The 19050-nt window shown below is 57.7% G+C and carries 20 protein-coding genes and 1 riboswitch; of the genes, 11 read left to right on the forward strand and 9 right to left on the reverse strand.

Going from position 1 to position 19050, the window contains the following annotated elements:
* Nucleotides 1-31: 31 nt before the first annotated feature.
* The 7 genes from ACT7DV_RS05410 to pknB are packed head-to-tail and all read left to right on the forward strand — an operon-like array spanning nucleotide 32 to nucleotide 9287.
* Nucleotides 32-844: an FhaA domain-containing protein gene (locus ACT7DV_RS05410; RefSeq protein ID WP_060700158.1), complete on the forward strand. Its 813-nt coding sequence runs from the start codon at nucleotides 32-34 to the stop codon at nucleotides 842-844.
* Nucleotides 841-1320 (forward strand): FHA domain-containing protein FhaB/FipA, encoded by a 480-nt coding sequence (locus ACT7DV_RS05415; protein WP_444661226.1) that lies wholly within the window; start codon nucleotides 841-843, stop codon nucleotides 1318-1320. Before ACT7DV_RS05410 ends, ACT7DV_RS05415 begins: the two co-directional genes overlap by 4 nt.
* A gap of 3 nt (nucleotides 1321-1323) precedes the next feature.
* Complete coding sequence (locus ACT7DV_RS05420; protein WP_444661227.1) at nucleotides 1324-2724, forward strand: PP2C family protein-serine/threonine phosphatase; 1401 nt, start codon at nucleotides 1324-1326, stop codon at nucleotides 2722-2724.
* Nucleotides 2721-4118: an FtsW/RodA/SpoVE family cell cycle protein gene (locus ACT7DV_RS05425; RefSeq protein WP_444661228.1), complete on the forward strand. Its 1398-nt coding sequence runs from the start codon at nucleotides 2721-2723 to the stop codon at nucleotides 4116-4118. Before ACT7DV_RS05420 ends, ACT7DV_RS05425 begins: the two co-directional genes overlap by 4 nt.
* Nucleotides 4115-5575: a peptidoglycan D,D-transpeptidase FtsI family protein gene (locus tag ACT7DV_RS05430; RefSeq protein ID WP_444661229.1), complete on the forward strand. Its 1461-nt coding sequence runs from the start codon at nucleotides 4115-4117 to the stop codon at nucleotides 5573-5575. The genes ACT7DV_RS05425 and ACT7DV_RS05430 overlap by 4 nt, the downstream gene beginning before the upstream one ends.
* Nucleotides 5572-7386: a protein kinase domain-containing protein gene (locus tag ACT7DV_RS05435; RefSeq protein WP_444661230.1), complete on the forward strand. Its 1815-nt coding sequence runs from the start codon at nucleotides 5572-5574 to the stop codon at nucleotides 7384-7386. The genes ACT7DV_RS05430 and ACT7DV_RS05435 overlap by 4 nt, the downstream gene beginning before the upstream one ends.
* Nucleotides 7383-9287 (forward strand): Stk1 family PASTA domain-containing Ser/Thr kinase, encoded by a 1905-nt coding sequence (gene pknB, locus ACT7DV_RS05440; RefSeq protein ID WP_444661231.1) that lies wholly within the window; start codon nucleotides 7383-7385, stop codon nucleotides 9285-9287. Before ACT7DV_RS05435 ends, pknB begins: the two co-directional genes overlap by 4 nt.
* A gap of 11 nt (nucleotides 9288-9298) precedes the next feature.
* Here pknB and ACT7DV_RS05445 read toward each other — a convergent pair whose 3' ends face one another.
* Genes ACT7DV_RS05445 through ACT7DV_RS05455 form a run of 3 tightly spaced genes read right to left on the reverse strand, consistent with a single transcriptional unit; the run spans nucleotide 9299 to nucleotide 10893 of the window.
* The gene (locus tag ACT7DV_RS05445) at nucleotides 9299-9943 is read right to left on the reverse strand and encodes an anthranilate synthase component II (protein WP_444661232.1); all 645 of its coding nucleotides are present in this window, start codon (nucleotides 9941-9943) and stop codon (nucleotides 9299-9301) included.
* Nucleotides 9940-10110 carry a hypothetical protein gene (locus ACT7DV_RS05450; RefSeq protein WP_022874476.1) on the reverse strand — a complete coding sequence of 57 codons (171 nt, stop codon included), beginning with the start codon at nucleotides 10108-10110 and terminating at the stop codon, nucleotides 9940-9942. Before ACT7DV_RS05450 ends, ACT7DV_RS05445 begins: the two co-directional genes overlap by 4 nt.
* A gap of 9 nt (nucleotides 10111-10119) precedes the next feature.
* Nucleotides 10120-10893, reverse strand: a complete 774-nt coding sequence (locus ACT7DV_RS05455) for a class E sortase (RefSeq protein WP_444661233.1) — start codon at nucleotides 10891-10893, stop codon at nucleotides 10120-10122.
* Between the two features lie 221 nt (nucleotides 10894-11114).
* Here ACT7DV_RS05455 and ACT7DV_RS05460 point away from each other — a divergent pair, with 221 nt between their 5' ends.
* Nucleotides 11115-11372: a cell division protein CrgA gene (locus ACT7DV_RS05460; RefSeq protein WP_444661234.1), complete on the forward strand. Its 258-nt coding sequence runs from the start codon at nucleotides 11115-11117 to the stop codon at nucleotides 11370-11372.
* A 53-nt stretch (nucleotides 11373-11425) separates the two neighbouring features.
* On the opposite strand, the gene ACT7DV_RS05465 is transcribed toward ACT7DV_RS05460, so the two are convergent.
* Both ACT7DV_RS05465 and ACT7DV_RS05470 read right to left on the reverse strand, forming a co-directional pair.
* Nucleotides 11426-11743 carry a DMT family transporter gene (locus tag ACT7DV_RS05465; protein WP_444661235.1) on the reverse strand — a complete coding sequence of 106 codons (318 nt, stop codon included), beginning with the start codon at nucleotides 11741-11743 and terminating at the stop codon, nucleotides 11426-11428.
* Between the two features lie 13 nt (nucleotides 11744-11756).
* Nucleotides 11757-11823: riboswitch (guanidine-III (ykkC-III) riboswitch) on the reverse strand.
* Nucleotides 11824-11827: 4 nt separating this feature from the next.
* Nucleotides 11828-12712: an ArgP/LysG family DNA-binding transcriptional regulator gene (locus ACT7DV_RS05470; protein WP_444661236.1), complete on the reverse strand. Its 885-nt coding sequence runs from the start codon at nucleotides 12710-12712 to the stop codon at nucleotides 11828-11830.
* Nucleotides 12713-12782: 70 nt separating this feature from the next.
* On the opposite strand from ACT7DV_RS05470, the gene ACT7DV_RS05475 reads away from it, so the two are divergent.
* Nucleotides 12783-13400 (forward strand): LysE/ArgO family amino acid transporter, encoded by a 618-nt coding sequence (locus ACT7DV_RS05475; protein ID WP_444661237.1) that lies wholly within the window; start codon nucleotides 12783-12785, stop codon nucleotides 13398-13400.
* Between the two features lie 485 nt (nucleotides 13401-13885).
* On the opposite strand, the gene ACT7DV_RS05480 is transcribed toward ACT7DV_RS05475, so the two are convergent.
* Both ACT7DV_RS05480 and ACT7DV_RS05485 read right to left on the reverse strand, forming a co-directional pair.
* On the reverse strand, nucleotides 13886-14608 hold the full coding sequence (locus ACT7DV_RS05480; RefSeq protein WP_444661238.1) for a rhomboid family intramembrane serine protease: 723 nt from the start codon (nucleotides 14606-14608) through the stop codon (nucleotides 13886-13888).
* 230 nt (nucleotides 14609-14838) lie between these two features.
* A complete protein-coding gene (locus ACT7DV_RS05485) occupies nucleotides 14839-15384 on the reverse strand; it encodes a peptidylprolyl isomerase (protein WP_444661239.1) in 546 nt (181 codons plus the stop codon).
* 171 nt (nucleotides 15385-15555) lie between these two features.
* On the opposite strand from ACT7DV_RS05485, the gene ACT7DV_RS05490 reads away from it, so the two are divergent.
* On the forward strand, nucleotides 15556-15762 hold the full coding sequence (locus ACT7DV_RS05490; RefSeq protein ID WP_444661240.1) for a hypothetical protein: 207 nt from the start codon (nucleotides 15556-15558) through the stop codon (nucleotides 15760-15762).
* 7 nt (nucleotides 15763-15769) lie between these two features.
* Here ACT7DV_RS05490 and ACT7DV_RS05495 read toward each other — a convergent pair whose 3' ends face one another.
* A complete protein-coding gene (locus ACT7DV_RS05495; protein ID WP_444661241.1) occupies nucleotides 15770-16639 on the reverse strand; it encodes a DMT family transporter in 870 nt (289 codons plus the stop codon).
* Between the two features lie 134 nt (nucleotides 16640-16773).
* Nucleotides 16774-17742 (reverse strand): bile acid:sodium symporter family protein, encoded by a 969-nt coding sequence (locus tag ACT7DV_RS05500; protein ID WP_444661242.1) that lies wholly within the window; start codon nucleotides 17740-17742, stop codon nucleotides 16774-16776.
* A 111-nt stretch (nucleotides 17743-17853) separates the two neighbouring features.
* Between ACT7DV_RS05500 and ACT7DV_RS05505 the strand changes: the two genes are divergently transcribed.
* A complete protein-coding gene (locus ACT7DV_RS05505; protein ID WP_444661243.1) occupies nucleotides 17854-18996 on the forward strand; it encodes a glycosyltransferase family 4 protein in 1143 nt (380 codons plus the stop codon).
* Nucleotides 18997-19050 lie beyond the last annotated feature (54 nt).

The raw sequence follows: 19050 nt of genomic DNA on the forward strand, positions 1-19050 counted from the left end.
ACAATGAACCCTTAAGGAAGGAGCACGAATAATGGGCTTTCTCGACAATGTCGAACGCGGCTTAGAGAAGGTCGTCACAAGCTTCTTTCGTGGAACCAGCACCGCAGACCTCAAGCCAGTTGAACTGACTACCGCTCTGCGCAATGAAATGGACCGCGGGATTCTGCCGATCAGCGAAGGGCGCAGCCTTGCTCCGAACGACTTTGTCGTCTCGTTGAGCACCAAAGACTTCGAAACCGCTAAAAGTTGGGGACGAGCTGTCGTCAATGAAATGGCCAAGGTCACCGCGGAACACGCCACCAGCCAGGACTACTCGGTTCAGGGCGATGTCATGATCCACTTCGTCTCCAAGCAAGACTTTAAGCCTGGCGAAATGGAAATCAACGGCTCCGTCAAGGAGACCAGTTCCCACGTTGTTGCTTCGGCACCGGTGAAGACGCCCATGGCCAAGCCCGTTGAGCAGGCGTCACCGCGCACCGTCGCGCAGCCACGCCCCAACGTGCGGCCAATCAACGAGATCCCCAAGGCGCCAACCCAGAAGCAGGCCATCCTCGAGGTCGCGGGACAGCGTTTCGCGCTGAATCACCACTCGGTTGTTTTGGGCCGTTCGGCGAGCACCGATATCCCGGTAGATGACTCAGGCGTTTCACGACAGCACATCCGCGTTGAAACGCGCGGCAAGACGAACTTTGTGGTCTCCGATTTGGGTTCAACCAACGGAACCTACGTAGACGGCAAAAAGATTTCTGCTGAAACCCCTATTTTTGACGGATCGGTCATCACCATCGGACAGACAAAAATAGTCTTTCGGCTTATCACCTCGACTAACGGAGGCCGCGTATGAACGACCTGGTTCTAAGCCTGTTTCGACTGGGCTTCCTGGTACTCATCTGGCTGCTCGTCTTGAGCGTTGTCGGATCGATGCGCCGTGATTTGGCTGTCGGATCACGAGCCCGCACGGGCAAGCCCAGCGCACGAGAACTGAAAAAGAACCCTGAGCTGGCAGAACCAGAAGCTCCGGCGCGCAAGGCCGCAACTTCTCTGGCTATTGTCGAAGGCCCCTTGGCCGGCAACAGCATCCCGCTGAGCGGTCAGCCGATCATGTTCGGCCGCGCGCAGGATGCCACTGTGGTGCTGGATGACGACTACGCCTCGGGGCGCCACGCTCGGCTCTTCCCACAGGGATCACGCTGGTTCATCGAGGATTTGGGCTCCACCAACGGAACCTTTGTCGGAGACAGCCAGCTCACTCGCGCGCAACCAGTTGAGCCAGGCCAGCGGATCCGCATCGGGAAGACAGTCCTGGAATTGAAGTCCTAGCCTATGGCCCTCAAACTCAAATTTGCCGCGAAGTCTGACGTCGGACGGATTCGCAAGAAAAACGACGATTCCGCCTACGCCGGTGAATACCTGGCCGTGCTCGCAGATGGCATGGGTGGCCATGTCGGTGGCGACGTTGCTTCCGCGTCCACCGTCTTGGATCTGGTGCATCTGGATCATGCAGACATTGCCGATCCGCAAAACGCACTGCCCGATGAAATCCAGGCCGCAAATCTGGTATTGAATGAACTCGTGGGTGCCAACCCGAAGCTTTCGGGCATGGGCACCACCGTGACGTCCCTGTTGCTTTCCGGCAGTACCTTGCACATGGCCCACATCGGCGACTCGCGGGCCTACCGGCTTAAGCACGGCAACTTTGAGCAGATCAGCCGCGACCACACGTTCGTGCAGCGCCTGGTTGACGAAGGCCGAATCAAGCCGGCAGAAGCCGAAGTCCATCCGCATAAAAACGTGCTCCTGCGCGTGCTCGGTGATTCAGATGCCTCGCCCGAACTCGATGTCCAGCAAATTGACGCCGAGCCCGGCGAACGCTGGATGCTGTGTTCCGATGGCCTCACCGACGCTGTTCCGCTGCCCATCATTGAGCAGATCATCCGCAATACCGCGGACATGGATGAAGCCGTTAATGACCTGGTGGCCATCACCTTGAAAAACGGTGCACCGGATAATGTCACGGTCGTGATGTTCGAAGTCGTCGAGGATACCGCTGATGAATTCAGCGAGCCTTCCGTGCAGGAACCGGCCCCGGACACCGCCCAGCTCGCCATTGCCGCTGAGGGCGATGTCGAAGCCAGCGCCTCGCTGCTTCGCCACGAGATTTCGCAGCGTCCACACCTGCTGGTCGGAGCGGCGCAACTCGCCACGCAGACCGGCCAGATTCCGGTGGTCACCCAGCACACCGGCGAACGCCGCGCGGCTGCCCTGCTCACCCACCGTTCACCGGCTGCTGGCCAGATACTTGATCCATTGGAGAGCCCCACCGCTCACCGTCGCTGGATGATGCCGATCCTGCTCACCCTGGCAGCCTTCCTCGTGGTGGCCCTGGCCGTCTGGGGCTACATGTGGACGCAAACCCAATACTTTGTTGGCACCGTGGATAACAAGGTCGCCATCTACAAGGGTGTTCCGCAGGAACTTGGACCGATTTCGCTTTCCGAGGTCGATACCGTGAGCAAGGTTCCGCTGGAATCGCTGCCGGATTACTCGCGCCAGCGAGTGGAAGCAACCATTTCGGCGGATAACCGCGAGCATGCCCAAATGATCATCCAGGAACTGCTGGTCACCGCGAAGCAAAATTGTCCGGTAACAGTTCCCGGATCAAAAGATTCACCAAGTAGCAACCAAACCCAGCTGCCAGCCTACTGTCAGGAGATCATGCAATGACCGAAGTGCAAACCGCTCCGGTACCACGGCGCAATCTCGAGCTGCTGCTGCTTGTCTTGGCCCTCTGCGTCGGCAGTGCGGCGTTCTTCCTGGTGGGTAGCACCACCGAGGATGTCGACAATACCGACTTCTATATCCAGATGAGCATCATGGCGGTGCTCGCCCTGTCTGTTCACGTGCTGCTGCGCATCTTCGCTAAATATGCTGATCCTGTAATACTTCCGATCACGGTGGCCTTGAACTCCCTCGGACTATCCATGATTCACCGTATTGACCTGGCAAAGGGTACATCCCAGTCGGCCCGGCAACTACTCTGGACGGCTATCGCCATCGTCATCGCCGCGGCAGTCCTCTGGGTCATCAAAGACCACAGGATCCTGCGCCGATTCACTTATATAGCTCTCCTGTTATCCATCGTGCTGCTCTTGCTGCCGCTGATTCCAGGCTTGGGCGTCACCATCAACGGTGCCCGTATTTGGATCCGCATGGGAATGTTCTCGCTGCAGCCTGGCGAGCTCGCGAAGATCTCGCTATCGGTCTTCTTTGCCGGATACCTCTCCTCGAACCGCGACCTGATCCTGCTGGCCGGGCGTAAATTCGGACCGCTGCAGCTGCCTCGTCTGCGGGATATGGCGCCTATGGTCATCGCTTGGCTGTTGTCCATCGGTGTTCTGGTGGTTCAGCGCGACCTGGGATCAGCAATCCTGTTCTTCGGCCTGTTCATCGTGATGGTTTACGTGGCTACCGCCCGCATCTCCTGGGTATTGATCGGCATGCTCATGGTTGTCGCCGGTGGCATTGTCGCTGGCTTGACCATGAGCCACGTGACCCGGCGCCTAGATGTGTGGCTCAACGCCTTCGACCCGACCATCTACCAGGCCACCGGCGGAAGCATGCAGATCGTCGAGGGCCTGTTCGGCATGGCCGATGGCGGACTATTCGGCACCGGTCTGGGCGCCGGCTCCCCCTACCGGGTGCCGCTGGCCAATTCGGACATGATCATCGCCTCCTTCGGCGAAGAAATCGGCCTGATCGGCGTAACCGCAATTATCCTGCTGTACATGTTGCTGGTTTCCCGCGGCCTGCGTGCAGCCCTCGGTTCCCGCGACACCTTTGGCAAGCTGCTGGCCGCCGGCCTGTCCTTCACCTTGGGACTGCAGTGTGTAGTCATCATCGGTGGAGTCACCCGCCTGATTCCACTGACCGGCTTGGCGACGCCATTCATGGCGGCTGGCGGGTCTTCACTGCTGGCCAACTGGATCATCATCGCCCTCCTGCTCTTGATTTCGCACAATTCACGCCGGCCGAAGTCCGGCGTCTCAGGACCTACCGATGAAATTGCAACACCAAGCAAAGCCCCAACGACCAGCACCAAGGTGGTGAAGAGCAAGTGAATCAGGCCATTAAGCGAGTTTGGGTTGCACTGACCCTGCTCTTTGTCATCTGCCTTGGCGGTTTGAGCTACATCCAGTTCTTCGACGCCGACCAGCTCACGGACAACGCGCTGAACAAGCGCCAGCTGTACCGCGAATTCGATTTGCCTCGCGGCGCCATCCTGGTTGACGGCAAGCCGATCGCCGAGTCGGTGCCTACCGACGATGGCCAATTCGAATACCAGCGCAAGTACACCGATCCGGAAACCTATGCGCACCTGACCGGCTACTACTCGCTGGCCAGCGGCACCACCCAGCTGGAGTCTTCGCTCAACGATTGGCTGACCGGAACCAGCTCGGACCTGCTCTATGACCGCATGCTGGCTATGTTCACCGGCAAGAAGTCCGAAGGCGCCTCGGTAGAGCTGACCATCGATGGCGCGCTGCAGAAGACCGCCTTCAACGCCATCCCCGATGGCGTGAAGGCAACCATTATTGTCACCGATCCAAAGACCGGCGACATTCTGGCAATGGCTTCCAAACCGAGCTACGACACCAACGACTTGGCGGTCCATTCGACATCCAAGGCTGCTCAGAACCTCAAGAAGGTCAGCGATATTGAAGGCCTGAGCCCGTATCGGAACCCGGCTATCAACAACCTGAGCTTCCCTGGTTCTTCGTTCAAGATCCTCAGCACGGTCGCCGCCCTGGAATCCGGCAAGTACGACCTGGATACCGTGATCAATAATCCGGTATCGGTGAACTACCCGAATTCCACCACGCCGATGAATAACTTTGGCGAAGGCATCTGCGCCCGTGAACCGCGCGCCCGCTTGGCCTTCATCTTCGCCCAGAGCTGCAACACTCCATTTATGGAAATCAGCCAGACTGTGGGCAAGGAAGAGTTCGCCGACGTGGCCGAGCGCTTCGGCTATGGCCAGCAACTGAGCATTCCGCAGAACGTGGTGCCAAGCAAGTTCCCCATCGAAGAAGCCGATGCCGGTGATTTGGCCCGCATGGCTATTGGCCAGGGCGATAACCAAGTCACCCCGCTGCAAATGAATATGGCTGCCATGGCCATCGCCAATAAGGGCGTGATCATGAAGCCGAACATGATCGACAAGGTCATCGCCCCGGATCTTCGCGTTATCGAAGAGCCGAAGCCAGAGAAATTCTCCACGGCCACCAGCCCGGAGATCGCCGAGCAGCTCGCCGGCCTGATGGAAGGTCCGGTGAAGAACGGCACGGCCATGAATGCCGCTGTCCCGGGTGTGGACTTCCGCGCCAAGACCGGTACGGCGCAGCTGCGATCGGAAGACGGCGTCGCCTACGTGAACTCGTGGATGACCGGCTTCGCCCCGGCAGATGACCCTCAGGTGGCCATTACGGTCACCTTGCAAGACGTAGATTACAACACTGGTCACAACACGACCGGTGCACTGATGAAGACGATGTTAAAGGCGGTGTTCAACAAGTGAGGCCAGTAACCGGCACCACCTTGGGCGGTCGTTACAAGCTGACCGACCGCATTGCGATCGGTGGCATGGGCGAAGTTTGGAAAGCTCGCGACCAGGTCCTTGGGCGCCTTGTGGCGATCAAGATCCTCAAGGAGGAATACACCGACAACGAGAGCTTCTTGACGCGCTTCCGCGTTGAGGCCCGCCATACCGCCCTGCTCAACCACCCGGGCATCGCCGGCGTCTTCGACTACGGCGAAGAGCAAGGCTCTGCCTACCTGGTCATGGAACTAGTTCCCGGCCCGCCGCTGTCCACCATCATCGAGCGTGAACGCAAGCTCGAAGTCGCCCGCACCCTCTCGCTGATCGCGCAGACCGCTCGAGCGCTGGCTGCAGCCCACGAGCACGGCCTGGTGCACCGCGACGTGAAGCCGGGCAATATCCTGGTCATGCCGTCGGGCGTTGTGAAGATTACCGACTTCGGCATCGCCCGCCTGGCCGACCAGGTACCCTTGACCGCCACCGGACAGGTGATGGGCACCGCCCAATACCTGGCTCCTGAGCAGGCAACCGGGCAGAACGCGACCGGCAGCTCCGATATTTACGCCCTGGGCGTCATCGGCTACGAATGCCTGGCCGGACGACGTCCGTTCACCGGTGAATCGCAGATCGCGATCGCCCTGGCACAGGTCAACGATGCTCCCCCCGCCTTGCCGGACACCATCCCAGCACCGGTGCGCCAGCTGATCATGTCGATGCTGGCCAAGAACCCTGCGGATCGCCCAAAGGACGCCACCGCGCTGGCCAAGGCCGCCGACGCCCTGCGCGCCGGAGATACCAACACCGCCACCCTGGCGGTCCCGGGCATGCTCGCCACCGGTATTTCCGAGGACGCGACGCAGGCGCTGAACCTGGATGATGACGCCACCCGCGCCATGACCCGCCAGGATTCTGCCCCGACGATGACCAATGCCATGCCGACCGTTGTGGAACCTGCGGCTGCAGCCAGCGGTTTCTCGGCGGCCAGCAATCAGGGCGCCACCGGCTTTGACGATGAGGATGCCGACGCCCAGGATCCTGCACCGCAGGAATCCAAGCGGAGCCCCTGGCTGATCCCATTGATCGTGATTATCGCCTTGGCTGTAGTCATTGCGCTGCTGGCCTGGTTGATTCCTGCCATGAGCAGCAACAACGACGATCGCCCAACCGCGACGTTGACCGAAAGCAGCACCGAATCTGCCGAGTCCACCGAACCGACCGAGGAGACGACCGAGCCCTCCGAGGAGACCACCGCGGCATCCGAAACTTCGCAGTCCCCCTCGGAAAGCCCAAGCGAGAGCCCTGAGTATGTCCAGGTGTCCTCCTCGCTGATCGGCCAGGATATCGACACGGTCACCCAGCAGCTCGAAAGCCAGGGCCTGAAGGTTGATGCGGTGCCGCAGGAAACCGATCAGGCCGATCCGCGCGAAGTGATCTCGCTGAACCCGACGGGCAACGTCGAAGTTGGCGAAACCGTCACCGTCACCTACGCCATGGCTCCGGAAACTGTCGAGGTTCCCAAGGTCACCGGCATGAGCTTCGAAGCTGCCCAGAAGCGGATTCAGGATGCCGGCCTGGCAGCGGCGAAGGGCGATGAACGCAGCGACTCCTCGGTTGCCGGCACCGTCCTGTCCCAGGACGTATCGGCAGGCAGCGAAGTTGAGCCTGGCACCACCGTCACCCTGGACCTCTCCACCGGCCCCGAAGAGGAGCCTGAAGAGTCTTCAACCCCAACGGCAACACCTACCGCATCGCCGACCGCCACGGAATCGGACCAGAGCACAGCACCATGAGCGAAGTTGAAGAATTGCCGCCTGGCTTGCCGCGGATGATCAGCGACCGATATGAGATTGAATCGCTCATCGGCCGCGGTGGCATGGCGGATGTCTACCTGGCACTGGACCATGTGCTTTCGCGCAAGGTCGCAGTCAAGGTGTTGCGCCCGGACACGGCCAGCAATCCCATGGTGGTCAACCGCTTCCGGCGCGAAGCGAAGGCAGTCGCGGCGCTAAGCCATCCAAATATCGTTGCCGTGTACGACACCGGTGAGCTTCCAGCCTCCGAACAGCAGCACGAGCGCCTGCCCTTCATGGTCATGGAGTATGTCACCGGGAAAACCCTCAAGCAGGTCATTTCCCAGGACGCCATTGACGCCGAATTTGCCGTAAAAGTCACCCGCGGCGTGTGCGAGGCACTGGATCATTCGCACGCGAATAATGTGGTGCACCGCGATGTAAAGCCTGCGAATGTCATGGTCACCGACGCCGGGCATGTGAAGCTGATGGACTTCGGCATCGCCAGGGCGCTGGACAACTCCGCCACGATGACGCAGACCGCCGCCGTGGTGGGCACCGCGCAGTACTTCTCCCCCGAGCAAGCCCGTGGCGAGCAAGTGGATTTCCGTTCCGATATCTACTCGGCCGGATGCCTGTTTTACGAGCTGATGACCGGCAGGCCACCGTTCACCGGGGATTCTCCGGTCTCCGTGGCCTACCAGCACGTCGGCGAGATCCCACCGGCCCCGAGCGAGGTCGCGCAGGACGTGGATCCGATCTTCGACCCGATAGTGGCCAAGGTGCTCTCCAAGGAACGCGATGACCGTTTCCAGTGCGCTGGAGCCTTCGCAACGGCCTTAGAGAACGCCCTGAACGGGATCGAATTCCATGAGGACCAGTCCACGCCAGCAACCTACACCTTGCCAATTTATGGCAATCACGACTCCACCGAATCTGGTTTTGCCGCCCAGGCGGCACCCATGACCACGGAGCATCCGGTCTTCACGACCCACGATGAACCGGTGGAAACCACACGCCATCGGACCAACCGCGGCCTGATTGTCCTGTTGTCGCTGGTCGCCCTGCTTGCTGTGGCGATTGCCAGCTTCCTGGTGATTCGTTCAATCCAGGCCGATGCCGAAAAGCGTGCGCCGGTAGCCATTCCCGATGTCAAGAACCTGTCCGAGGACGACGCCAGCAGCCTGCTGCGCGATGCGACCTTCAACGTGCGCGTTGAGCGCGAGTTCAATGAAGACGTGGATGAGGACAAGGCCACGCGCACCGATCCTTCCTCTGGCACCCAAGTGGCCAAGGAATCCACGGTGACTCTGTACATCTCGGAGGGATCGGAACAGCGGACTATTCCCAAGGACCTCGCCAATCAGTCCGAAACGGCCGCTCGAGATGCCTTGCGCCAAGCAGGACTCGAAGTCGGTGAAGTCACCCGCGAGAATTCGGCAACCATTCCGACTGACTGGGTCATTGGCACCAGCCCGGAGCTTGGCGCCAAGGTCAAAGCAGGTTCCGAGGTTGACCTGATCCTCTCGACCGGAAAGGTGCAAGTTCCCGATGTCTCTGAAATGAGCCGGGACGAGGCCCAGAAGGCGCTTGAAGCAGAAGATGTTGGACTCAAGGCCCAGTTTGTCGAGGTCGAATCCGATGAATATGAAGCGGGAACGCTGTTCACGCAGTCGCCGGAGGCTTCCGAGGAAGCTGCTCCAGGGGACCTGGTAAAGATCTCCGTGGCTATTCCCGTACCGGAGCCAACTCCGTCTGAGACCCCGACTCCCAGCCCATCCGAGAACGAAAATTCGGATGATTCAGAAAGCGAATCACCGGGCGGGACTGCTTCGCCATCGCCGAGGGAGACGCAGCGAGGAAAATTGCCCCCACCGGCCAAACCCGGTGAGGGCAATTAATCAGCTGTCGATTATTCGCCGCTAAAAAGCGGGCTCAGGGTGGCTGCCTTCGCGGCGGCCCCCTGCAACCCCAGGAATTCCAACCAGTTGCCCAGCATCTGATACCCCTGCTCGGTCAAGACCGACTCCGGATGATACTGCAACCCCCACAGCGGGGCTTCCCGGTGGGCCAGGGCCATGATGACTCCCCCAGCCGTCTGGGCGATGATTTCCAGCTCTTCCGGGATGCTCTCGCGCACTGCAGCCAAGGAATGGTACCGGGTCGCGGTAAACGGATTGGCAACGTTGTTGAACACCGGGTGGTTCTCGTGATTAACCAGTGAGGTCTTGCCATGCATCAGTTCTTCAGCATGGGTCACCGTTCCGCCATAGGCCTCGGCCAACGCCTGATGCCCAAGGCAGACGCCCAGCATCGGCTTGCTCTGCTGTCCGCACCACTTGATCAGATCAATGCTGACACCGGCGCCGGCTGGATCTCCGGGGCCCGGTGAAATCAATACACCGTCGTATTCGGCAGCCAGCTCGATGGCTTCCTGGACGGTCAAGTCATCGTTGCGATGAACAGTGGTCTCGGCGCCCAATTCCTGGAGATAGCCCACGAGGGTATAGACAAAGCTGTCGTAATTGTCGATCACTAAAATCTTGGTGCTGCTCACGAGGTACTCTGGCCAATCGTTGAATCGGTAAAGGGGCTGATGTACTGGTTCAGCCATGGGAAAACGTACACCATCAGTAATAGCACGATGGCGGCAATGAGAATCAATGCTTCAAAAATGCGGAGCCATAGTGGACCGGGAAGGTTTCTGAAAATCCAGGCGTACATTTATTCCTCCTAGCTCGTTGCTTCGATAACCATGTCGCGGATTTCCTTGGGCGGGCCAGCATCCAAGGGCCGCCAATCCGTCAGCTCGGAGTATGCGATCATGCGCTGCTGGGTCGTGTACTTCGGGTGGCAGGTGGTCATGGTCAGGATCGATTTTGTTGGTTCCACTCCCCATTGATGCGGGGTCGGCAAAAGGACATCACCGTTGGAAGGAGCGACGATTTCTGTGGCGTACCAGGTGTAGGTGTAATACCCCTCGGACGTTTGAAGATAGATCTTGTCGCCCTCTTGGAGCTTGTCGATGTCCCAGAACACTTGTCCATGGGTTTGGCGGTGGGCGGCAACCGCGAAGTTGCCCAGCTCTCCGGGCTGCTGGGTTGACGGGTAATGCCCGATACCCAGGTTGTCGATCACCCGGTCCTCAACGCCGTTTGTCACCGGGTGGTGCGATCCATGGCTGCCAAAGCGCGGGAAGTACATGATCCCGAAAGTCTCCCCCGGCGCAATTTTTGTAACAGGTGCTGGACCATAGTCTTTTTCTTCCGCTGGCTCATCAGAATCAGGAATCACCACATCGCCGAGTTCCTGCACAAGCCCCTGCGTCGCCTGCTGCTGGGCTTGGGCGGAGTCGATATTGGTCCACCACAGCTCCCACGCTACGTAGAGCATCAAGATGATGCCCAAGGTAATGAACAGCTCGCCAAGGAATCCAACGACAACGTTTCCCGCAGACCTAGGCCGGCGTTCCATGCGTCGACCTTGCACTGTGGCGGATCTGTTCACAGCTCTCAAGCTCCTTAGGGCATTCGTATATAACGATCTGTCAATGCACGCGTGCTGATGCGGGCCAAAACCCCGGAGTTCTCACGGGTTGCGGCTAGTATGGAAGCTACGTAGGAATGCAGCAAGCAGTTCTCAGCATTCTTGTACCCAAGCCTACCGGGAAGACGTTAATGTCTCCCACATTTACTACATTAAGCAGATGAAGCCGAGGGAGCATTCGAGTGCCGGAGTCAAAGCCACGACGCAAGAACACAACGCAAGACCGAGCCGAGCGCCAAAGCGCCCACGCTATCGATAAGCCAATGCCGGGCTGGTATAAGCCGGTCATGTTTGGCCTCATGCTCATAGGCCTGCTCTGGATCATCGTCTACTACATTTCCCAGACCCTATTTCCAATCCCCAACATTGGCGGCTGGAACATCGTGATCGGCTTCGGCATCGCGATGGTCGGATTCTTCATGACAACAGGCTGGAAATAGCATGTTCGCCGGTCCCCGAAGGGGCCGGCGAATTTTGCTTAAGGGATTTTTCCCTAGTGGCTAACGGCCTTGAGGCCAATAACGCAGCCAACAAGCCCCAGGATGAAGACCACCTTCAGAAGCGAGAAAGCTTCTTGGCCCGTGGCCATGGAATAGATCACCGCGAGCGAGGCTCCGATTCCCACCCAAATCGCGTAGGCGGTACCCACCGGAATTTCCTTCATCGCGTAGGCCAGACCGGCCATGGATACGATCAGCCCAGCAATGAAGATGATGGTGGGAACAACCTTTGAGAGACCCTCGCTCATCCCCAAAGCGACAGCCCACACGGCCTCGAAAACGCCAGAAATTATAAGTACGGCCCAGTACATGCCAGATTTCCCCTCTGGCCGTCTTGTCGCGCTCCGGGTACGGCTCCCTCGTCCGGGTTCAGGCATTCATGGCCTGCAACAAGCTCAGGTTATCAAATGCAGGCCGCTATGACGGGCCGCTGTGACCAGGATGCCATCGATCTTGTTGAGTACGTCGGAGTCAACGGCCCAACGCTGTAAATACAACGGAACATCCACGAACCATTGCTCGTGTAGCACCTGGACCCCGGCTGCCTGGGGCAACTGCAATTCCGGAATCATCCCCCATCCCATGCCCGCTTTGATGGCGCTGACATATTTTAGAGAATCCGGAATATGGTGCACTGCGGCCGTTGGACGGCTTCCGGCACCAGCGGCCCGCTCGAGCATGTCATATTGCAGCGGGTCCTCGCGGTCAAAAACCACCATCGGGGTTTTCACCAGTTGCTCGGGGACTCTTTGGGACAGATACCGGTCGATGATGCGCGGTGAAGCTGCCGCCCTATAGCGCATAGCGCCGAGTTTTTTGCTGACACATCCTTGCAGGGCATCGGCCGTTGCTGTGACCACTGCGCTGACTCGACCGGTGCGCAGAAGTTCCAGTCCCCTGTTTTCATCGGCGCGCAGAATCTCTATTGATAGATCGTCAATCTCGGCCAGCTCTTCGAAGATCGGATTAAACCAGGTGGACAGCGAGTCGGAGTTAACCCCGAGGGCTATGGACAGAGGTTTGCCTGCTGACAGTTCACGGGCAAATTCTGCGCTGAGCAGCGACATTTGCCGCGCATAACGCAGCACCTTATATCCCTGTTCAGTCGGAACGACGGGGCGACTCCTGACAACAAGAATTGCGCCAACTCGATTTTCAAGGGCCTTGATCCTCTGGCTGACAGCAGAAGGAGTAATCCCCAAATCTATGGATGCGTCCTCAAAGCTTCCGGCATCAACGATGGCCAAAAGGGTCTCGAGATGTTCAATGTCGATATTCACATTAGGAACTCTAATCTAGATTCATAAAGTTAAGTTCGACTAAGGACATTGAATCTCATACGGTTTCCCCATGACCGCAACTTCTTTTTTCTTCGGACTCAGCACCGGCTTATCGCTGATTGTGGCAATCGGTGCGCAAAATGCCTTCGTGCTTCGCCAGGGCATCCGGAAAGAACATGTCTTCATCACTGCCCTTATCTGCTCCCTGTCGGACGCGGCCCTGATATTCGCTGGGGTTAACGGTATGGGCGTCCTGGTTGAACGCGTTCCCTGGCTGCTGCTCGTCGCTAGAATTGGCGGTTTCATATTTCTTGCGAGCTACGCGCTATTCGCCTTCCGCAGATCGTTCAAACCTGATTCCCTCAAGATCTCCGGCCGCGCACAGGCAACAACCGTGCTGTCGGCCATAGGAACCACGCTGGCACTCACCTGGCTCAATCCACACGTGTATATCGACACGGTCCTGCTACTGGGTTCCGTTGCCGTTGCACAGGGCTCCGGCTCTGCCTGGTTTGCTTCTGGAGCTATCACTGCAAGCTTCCTCTGGTTTTTTGCGCTGGCCTACGCGGCTCGGTTCCTCGCCCCGGTTTTCGCCAGGCCCAAGGCATGGCGGTTTCTTGATTTCATCATCGGCATCTTCATGCTGGTCTTCGCAGCCCTGTTGATTTGGCCAGTTTTCACCTCGTAATCCACAAGCACAGGATGTTATCCACACGGGTTGTGCACAAGTTTCACCAACGGTTGTTCACAAACTTATCCACAGGTGGGGATATCAATGTGCGAATTGAGAATATTTACTTGAAACATCAGGTCAGGTGTTGCTTGAGGGCATCAAATGACAAGCGTGTAAGTTATTAACATTGTGGATTCCAGCTGTGGACAAAGGTCATTATCCGCCTGCTATCAACACTCCCATTGCTATCGGTTAAACTTTCGAATCCGTAGTTATTAACAAGCTACCAGTTCGTATATGCACTATCTACAGGGGTTGTTTAAAAGTTATCCACAACTGGGGACAAGGTTGTGAGTATTGGGCAACATTGCTGGAATGCCCTTGAATTCCCGGGCTGTCAGGCCTGTTAATAACTCCATGTGCCAGCAAGTTACACAGATGTAAGTTATTAACAATGTGGATAATCTGTGTGGATAACGACAAGAGCCGTTTTCGAACGATTAACCTGTGAACTTTACTGCCTGTGCTGCGAAATACACGGCGCCTAAAAGCAGTATTGAAAGACCGGACAGAAGCAGCAACTGTGTTCTGGCTCGTTGTGGATTACTTTTCGGTATCAAAACAATGCAGCACGCGGCAAGGATGCCTGTGATCGCTCCGCCCAAGTGGCCCTGCCAGGAGATTCCGGAAACAACAAAGCCCAAGACAATGTTCAGGACCAGAATGATGCCCATTTGCCGCAGCGCCTGCTTATTTGAGCGGTAGACGACAAAGGTAGCGAGGAATAATCCGGCCAAAGCCCCAGAGGCACCCAAGGTGGCACTCAACGGCGCACTGAGCAACAAGATGCCAAGAGATCCACCGAAAGCACTAATCAAGTACAGCCATGTAAAACGCAGCCTGCCAAGCTTGGGCTCGAGCAAGGTACCGAAGATATAGATGCCATACATGTTCATGCCCAGATGCAGGAATGATCCCATGGAGTGCGCGAAGGCGCTCGTGATCAATCTCCACGGCTCATAGGCCGCTATGGCTGGTGCCAGGACCAATGAATTGGTGAATCCCGGAATAACCCACTGCAGAATATAGACGAAGACGTTCAGCCCAATCACCGCGTAGGTTATGACCGGGGCACCCGCCCGAAGCCTGCCGCCAAATTCGGTTTTCTGCTGGGGGAGGCTCCTATTGGCTTGGGCAACGCATTCAACGCACTGCACTCCCACTGGAGCGGAAACCTGGCATTCAGGACAGATTGGACGCTCGCATCGGTTGCAAGACACATAGGACACCGTGTGGGGGTGTCGATAACACGTCGGAGTTGCTTGGCCCTGGGGATTACCCTGCCCGTAGGACATCGTTACCTGCCTTGTGTAGTGGGATCGTGCTTAAAGTTCAAGGCCCCGACAACACCACTGGGTGGATCGTCGGGGCCTCGCGGTATTGCGTCGGTGAATTACAGGGTCTCGATATCGACCGAGTTGATGACGATGTCTTCCAGTGGCTTGTCACGGCCATCGGTTGCTACAGCGTTCAGTGCGTCAACTACCTTGCGGGAGTCTGCATCGACAACTTCACCGAAGATGGTGTGCTTGCCCTGCAGCCAGGTGGTTGGAACAGTGGTGATGAAGAACTGCGAGCCGTTGGTTCCGCGGCCCATGCGGATGCCCGCGTTGGCCATGGCCAGCTTGTAAGGCTCGTTGAAGTTCAGTTCTGGGTGGATCTCATCATCGAACTGGTAGCCCGGACCGCCGAAGCCCTGGCCCAGTGGGTCGCCACCCTGAATCATGAAGTCAGAAATGATGCGGTGGAAGATGGTTCCGCTGTACAGCGGGGTGTTGGTCTTTTGGTCACCGGACTCTGGGTGTACCCACTCCTGCTCACCGGTCGACAGGCCGACGAAGTTCTTTACGGTCTTAGGTGCATGGTTGCCGAAGAGATCGACAACGATATCGCCCAAAGTAGTGTGAATCGTGGCTTTATGAGTTGCGTTTGCGGTCATGCCTACATTCTTCCATGATCAAGGCGTGAGCCGCTAAATGCTGACGTACGCGTTGAGTGAAAATTTAGAACAATCTCTGATGGCTGCCTGGCTAACACTGGCCTGTGGCGCTGTAACTGCATAGGCTTGAGCTGTCGGATAGCGAGATCCTGTTTCAGTCTGGAGCAATGCATGAGCAAGAAGAGCAAAGTAGGAAAAGTACTAGCCGTAGGCTTTATTGCCGGAATCGTCGCGCTGCTGGTGGCTGTTTGGAAGGCCTCAAAACCCATTGAGGATCCATGGGAAAACGAACCTGCGCCGGCACAGCCCCAGCAGCCTGTCGAGTCTCGCGAAGCAAGCGTAGAAGAAATCCGCGAGATCATTGAAGATGACAAATAAAATCTAGTTACTCACGAGTTTTCGGTTGGGCTTGTCCTCGTATCACGAGGGCAAGCCCAACGAGTATCACCAGAAGGCCGGCATAGGTAGCCATGGATACCACCTGTCCCAGGAACAGCGCCGCCAACAAAGCGGCTCCTGGGATCTCCAAAAGAATCAGTGTTGAAACCGTCAGCGGTCCAAGCACGTTAAGCAGATGATTCATTGCCGTATGCCCAAAGATCTGTGCGCATAAGGTCAGCAAGATGATGCCCAGCCAACCGTGGGCACCGAATCCCCAGATCGGCATGCCCGTGGCAAAACAAAGAATCAGCAGAGCGAGAGCGGTAATCGCGTAGCAGCTCGAGGCATAGGTTGCTGTCGCCATCGTCCGCCGAGCTACTGATCCGGCCAAGGTGTAAACCGCCGCCAGCACACCGCCCGCTAGGGCCAGCACGTCGCCGAGCAACGCCTCTGAACTCAGGCCCATATCGAATCCGGTAATCAGAATGGCGCCGCCAAGCGAGACGGCCATGCCAATGAAAACCTTGGTGCGATACTGCACGCCGCGCATCACTTGGAACACTGCAATCCAAACACCTTGGATACACACTAATGCGGTGCCGGCAGCGACGCTGGTAAGCCTCATCGAGTACATGAAGCACACAAAGTGCAACGCTAAGGCAAGACCTGCAATGCCCGTGAAAACCCACTCGCGTTTGGTCATTGCCAGATAAACGCGCGAGTTTTTTCGAAGCGCCGGAACACTCAGCACTGCGGCTGCCGCGCCATTGCGCCAGAAAGCCATGGACAGCACCGGAACACCAGGGAACGCGGCAATAATTGGCCCGGAAGCCGAGATTCCAATGATCCCGACCAGGGCAAGTAGTAACGTCACTGATTTAGATTACCGGTGCTTTGCTCCAAGACAGTCCTACGGCTCCAGGAGGAAGGTTCAGGGACGCGATTCTTGCACGAATCAAGATATTCCAAAATTGAAATATACCGATTCTTCCCCTGCATTTCAGACTATTAGATCTTTTTCCGGCGCCAATAAGCAGCGATCATCGCTCCGGACAAGTTATGCCACACGGAGAATACTGCAGCTGGCAATGCCGCCTCTGGAGTGAAATATTGCTTGGCCAAACCGCCCGCCAATCCAGAATTCTGCATGCCAACTTCAATAGCTATCGTGCGCCGTGCGTCCTCTGGAACGCGCATCAGCACACCAATTCCATATCCGAGCATCAGGCCCAACCCGTTGTGCAGAATGACCGCAAGCAAAACCAGCAATCCGGCAGTCAGAATGGCCTGCGCGCTGCCGGCAACAATAATCGTCACTACGAAGGTAATGGCTATGACTGAGATCCACGGCAGGATACCGGTCACCTTGAGTACAAGCCGGTTTAACAGCATACGTAGCACCAGGCCCAGGACCACGGGAATCAGCACAATCTGAACAACACTGACGGCCATGGAACCGGCATCGACGGGCATGTACTGGCCCGCCAGCCACAGGGCCAACAGGGGAGTGAGCGCCGGTGCGATCAAGGTCGAAACCGAGGTCATCGCCACTGACAGGGCAACATTGCCTCGAGCCAGATAGGAGACGACATTTGACGCGGTTCCGCCCGGTGCGCAACCCACCAGAATCAGGCCGGCAGCGAGCGCAGGATCGAGATGCAGCACCTTGGCAACGAGCCATCCCATGGACGGCATCACGACAAACTGGGCCACCACGCCGCCAAGTACCGGCAACGGGTTCTTAACCACTAGTGCAAAGTCTGGCAGGGTCAGCGTCAAGCCCATGCAGAACATAATCACCATCAGCAGGGGACTGATCCATCCGGCAAAGCCGACAAATGTCTGGGGGAGCAGCATGCCGCACAGCCCGCCGAGCAGGATCAGCGCTGGAAAGAACAGCACCGCAATGCGCGAGTCTTTATCAGTCTTTGCGGTGCCAGCTGCGTCGCGGACCACGCCCGAATTATCATTCAACATCTACGGTATCTTGCCACTAATTGAGGTTTACCAAAAATAGGAAGACAGATGTTAATGCACTGACCCAGTCATATTAACTTTCTTGTCATTGTCGATCCCCATGCTGAGACTGTGAAGGTTGCAATCGTTGCTGAATCGTTCCTTCCCCACTTCAATGGGGTTACCAATTCTATTCTCAAGACGCTGGACCACTTGGCGCTCACCGGGCACGAGGCAGTGGTCATCACGCCTGCGGGTTCCTTGGCCAGTGAGCTGGCAGGTCACGGTGTTCCTCGGCAGTACAAGGGCTTCGCAATCCATACGGTGCCATCCATGCCCCTGGCCAACTACCCGGAAGTCCGAGTGGCAACCACCAGTGTTACCCGCTTGCGAAAGATCCTGGCGCGTGAACGCGTAGACGTGGTCCATCTGGCCAGCCCATTTATTCTGGGGTGGCAGGGATTGCGCGCAGCCCAGGAACTGAATTTGCCCACTGTGGCGCTCTACCAAACCGAAGTTCCCAGCTATGCCGAGCGCTACAAGATGCCCTGGCTGACCCAGCGCCTCTGGGACCATGTCCGCGCCATCCATACCGCTGCGGACCTGTCACTGGTTCCCAGCACTTTTTCGTACCGCCAGCTGCAGGATCTGGGCATTGATCGCTTGAGGATCTCAGGCAGGGGAGTGGATACGGCCCAATTCACCCCGCGACGTCGAAACGAGCAATTCAGGCAGGCAGTGGCTCCCAATGGCGAGGTAGTCATCGGCTATGCAGGGCGCCTCGCTGCAGAGAAGCAGGTCGCCGATCTGAAGGCCTTGGCGGAGCTGAAGAACACCAGACTCGTCATCGTAGGTTCTGGGCCGCTAGAGGGTGAGCTGCGGGCTTTGCTGCCCTCCGCGCACTTCACTGGATTCCTCTCCGGCGAACGCCTAGCTGAAGTCATGGCCTCCATGGATGTTTTTGTCCATCCAGGCGCCTCAGAGACCTTCTGCCAGACCATCCAGGAAGCCATGGCCTGCGGAGTTCCCGTGGTCGCTGTGGGCCGTGGCGGACCGCTGGACCTGGTTGATTCCTCGCGCACCGGCTGGCTGTACCAGCCGGGAAATCTAAGTGAGCTGCGCAGCCGGGTCAGCGACTTGGTCTACGACGATGCCAAACGCCTTGCTTTTGCCAGTGCCGCCTTGAGCAGCGTGCAGGACCGTTCATGGTTCAGCATTGGCGAGCAGCTGCTGGATCACTACCAGCACGTGCGGATGGCTCGAATTAGCCGCTAATCGGCGCAGATGACCCGGAAATGGAGAAAGGACGGAAAGCAGAAGCTTTCCGTC

The sequence above is a fragment of the Glutamicibacter sp. TV12E genome (assembly GCF_052441935.1).
GTDB lineage: Bacteria > Actinomycetota > Actinomycetes > Actinomycetales > Micrococcaceae > Glutamicibacter.

What these genes read in the sequence shown, in the direction of transcription:
- ACT7DV_RS05450 (WP_022874476.1), bottom strand. Translation starts at nt 10,110, where the DNA reads ATGTACGCCTGGATTTTCAGAAACCTTCCCGGTCCACTATGGCTCCGC.
- ACT7DV_RS05465 (WP_444661235.1), bottom strand. Translation starts at nt 11,743, where the DNA reads ATGTACTGGGCCGTACTTATAATTTCTGGCGTTTTCGAGGCCGTGTGG.
- ACT7DV_RS05415 (WP_444661226.1), top strand. Translation starts at nt 841, where the DNA reads ATGAACGACCTGGTTCTAAGCCTGTTTCGACTGGGCTTCCTGGTACTC.
- pknB (WP_444661231.1), top strand. Translation starts at nt 7,383, where the DNA reads ATGAGCGAAGTTGAAGAATTGCCGCCTGGCTTGCCGCGGATGATCAGC.
- ACT7DV_RS05410 (WP_060700158.1), top strand. Translation starts at nt 32, where the DNA reads ATGGGCTTTCTCGACAATGTCGAACGCGGCTTAGAGAAGGTCGTCACA.
- ACT7DV_RS05425 (WP_444661228.1), top strand. Translation starts at nt 2,721, where the DNA reads ATGACCGAAGTGCAAACCGCTCCGGTACCACGGCGCAATCTCGAGCTG.
- ACT7DV_RS05485 (WP_444661239.1), bottom strand. Translation starts at nt 15,384, where the DNA reads ATGACCGCAAACGCAACTCATAAAGCCACGATTCACACTACTTTGGGC.
- ACT7DV_RS05500 (WP_444661242.1), bottom strand. Translation starts at nt 17,742, where the DNA reads ATGTTGAATGATAATTCGGGCGTGGTCCGCGACGCAGCTGGCACCGCA.
- ACT7DV_RS05475 (WP_444661237.1), top strand. Translation starts at nt 12,783, where the DNA reads ATGACCGCAACTTCTTTTTTCTTCGGACTCAGCACCGGCTTATCGCTG.
- ACT7DV_RS05420 (WP_444661227.1), top strand. Translation starts at nt 1,324, where the DNA reads ATGGCCCTCAAACTCAAATTTGCCGCGAAGTCTGACGTCGGACGGATT.
- ACT7DV_RS05490 (WP_444661240.1), top strand. Translation starts at nt 15,556, where the DNA reads ATGAGCAAGAAGAGCAAAGTAGGAAAAGTACTAGCCGTAGGCTTTATT.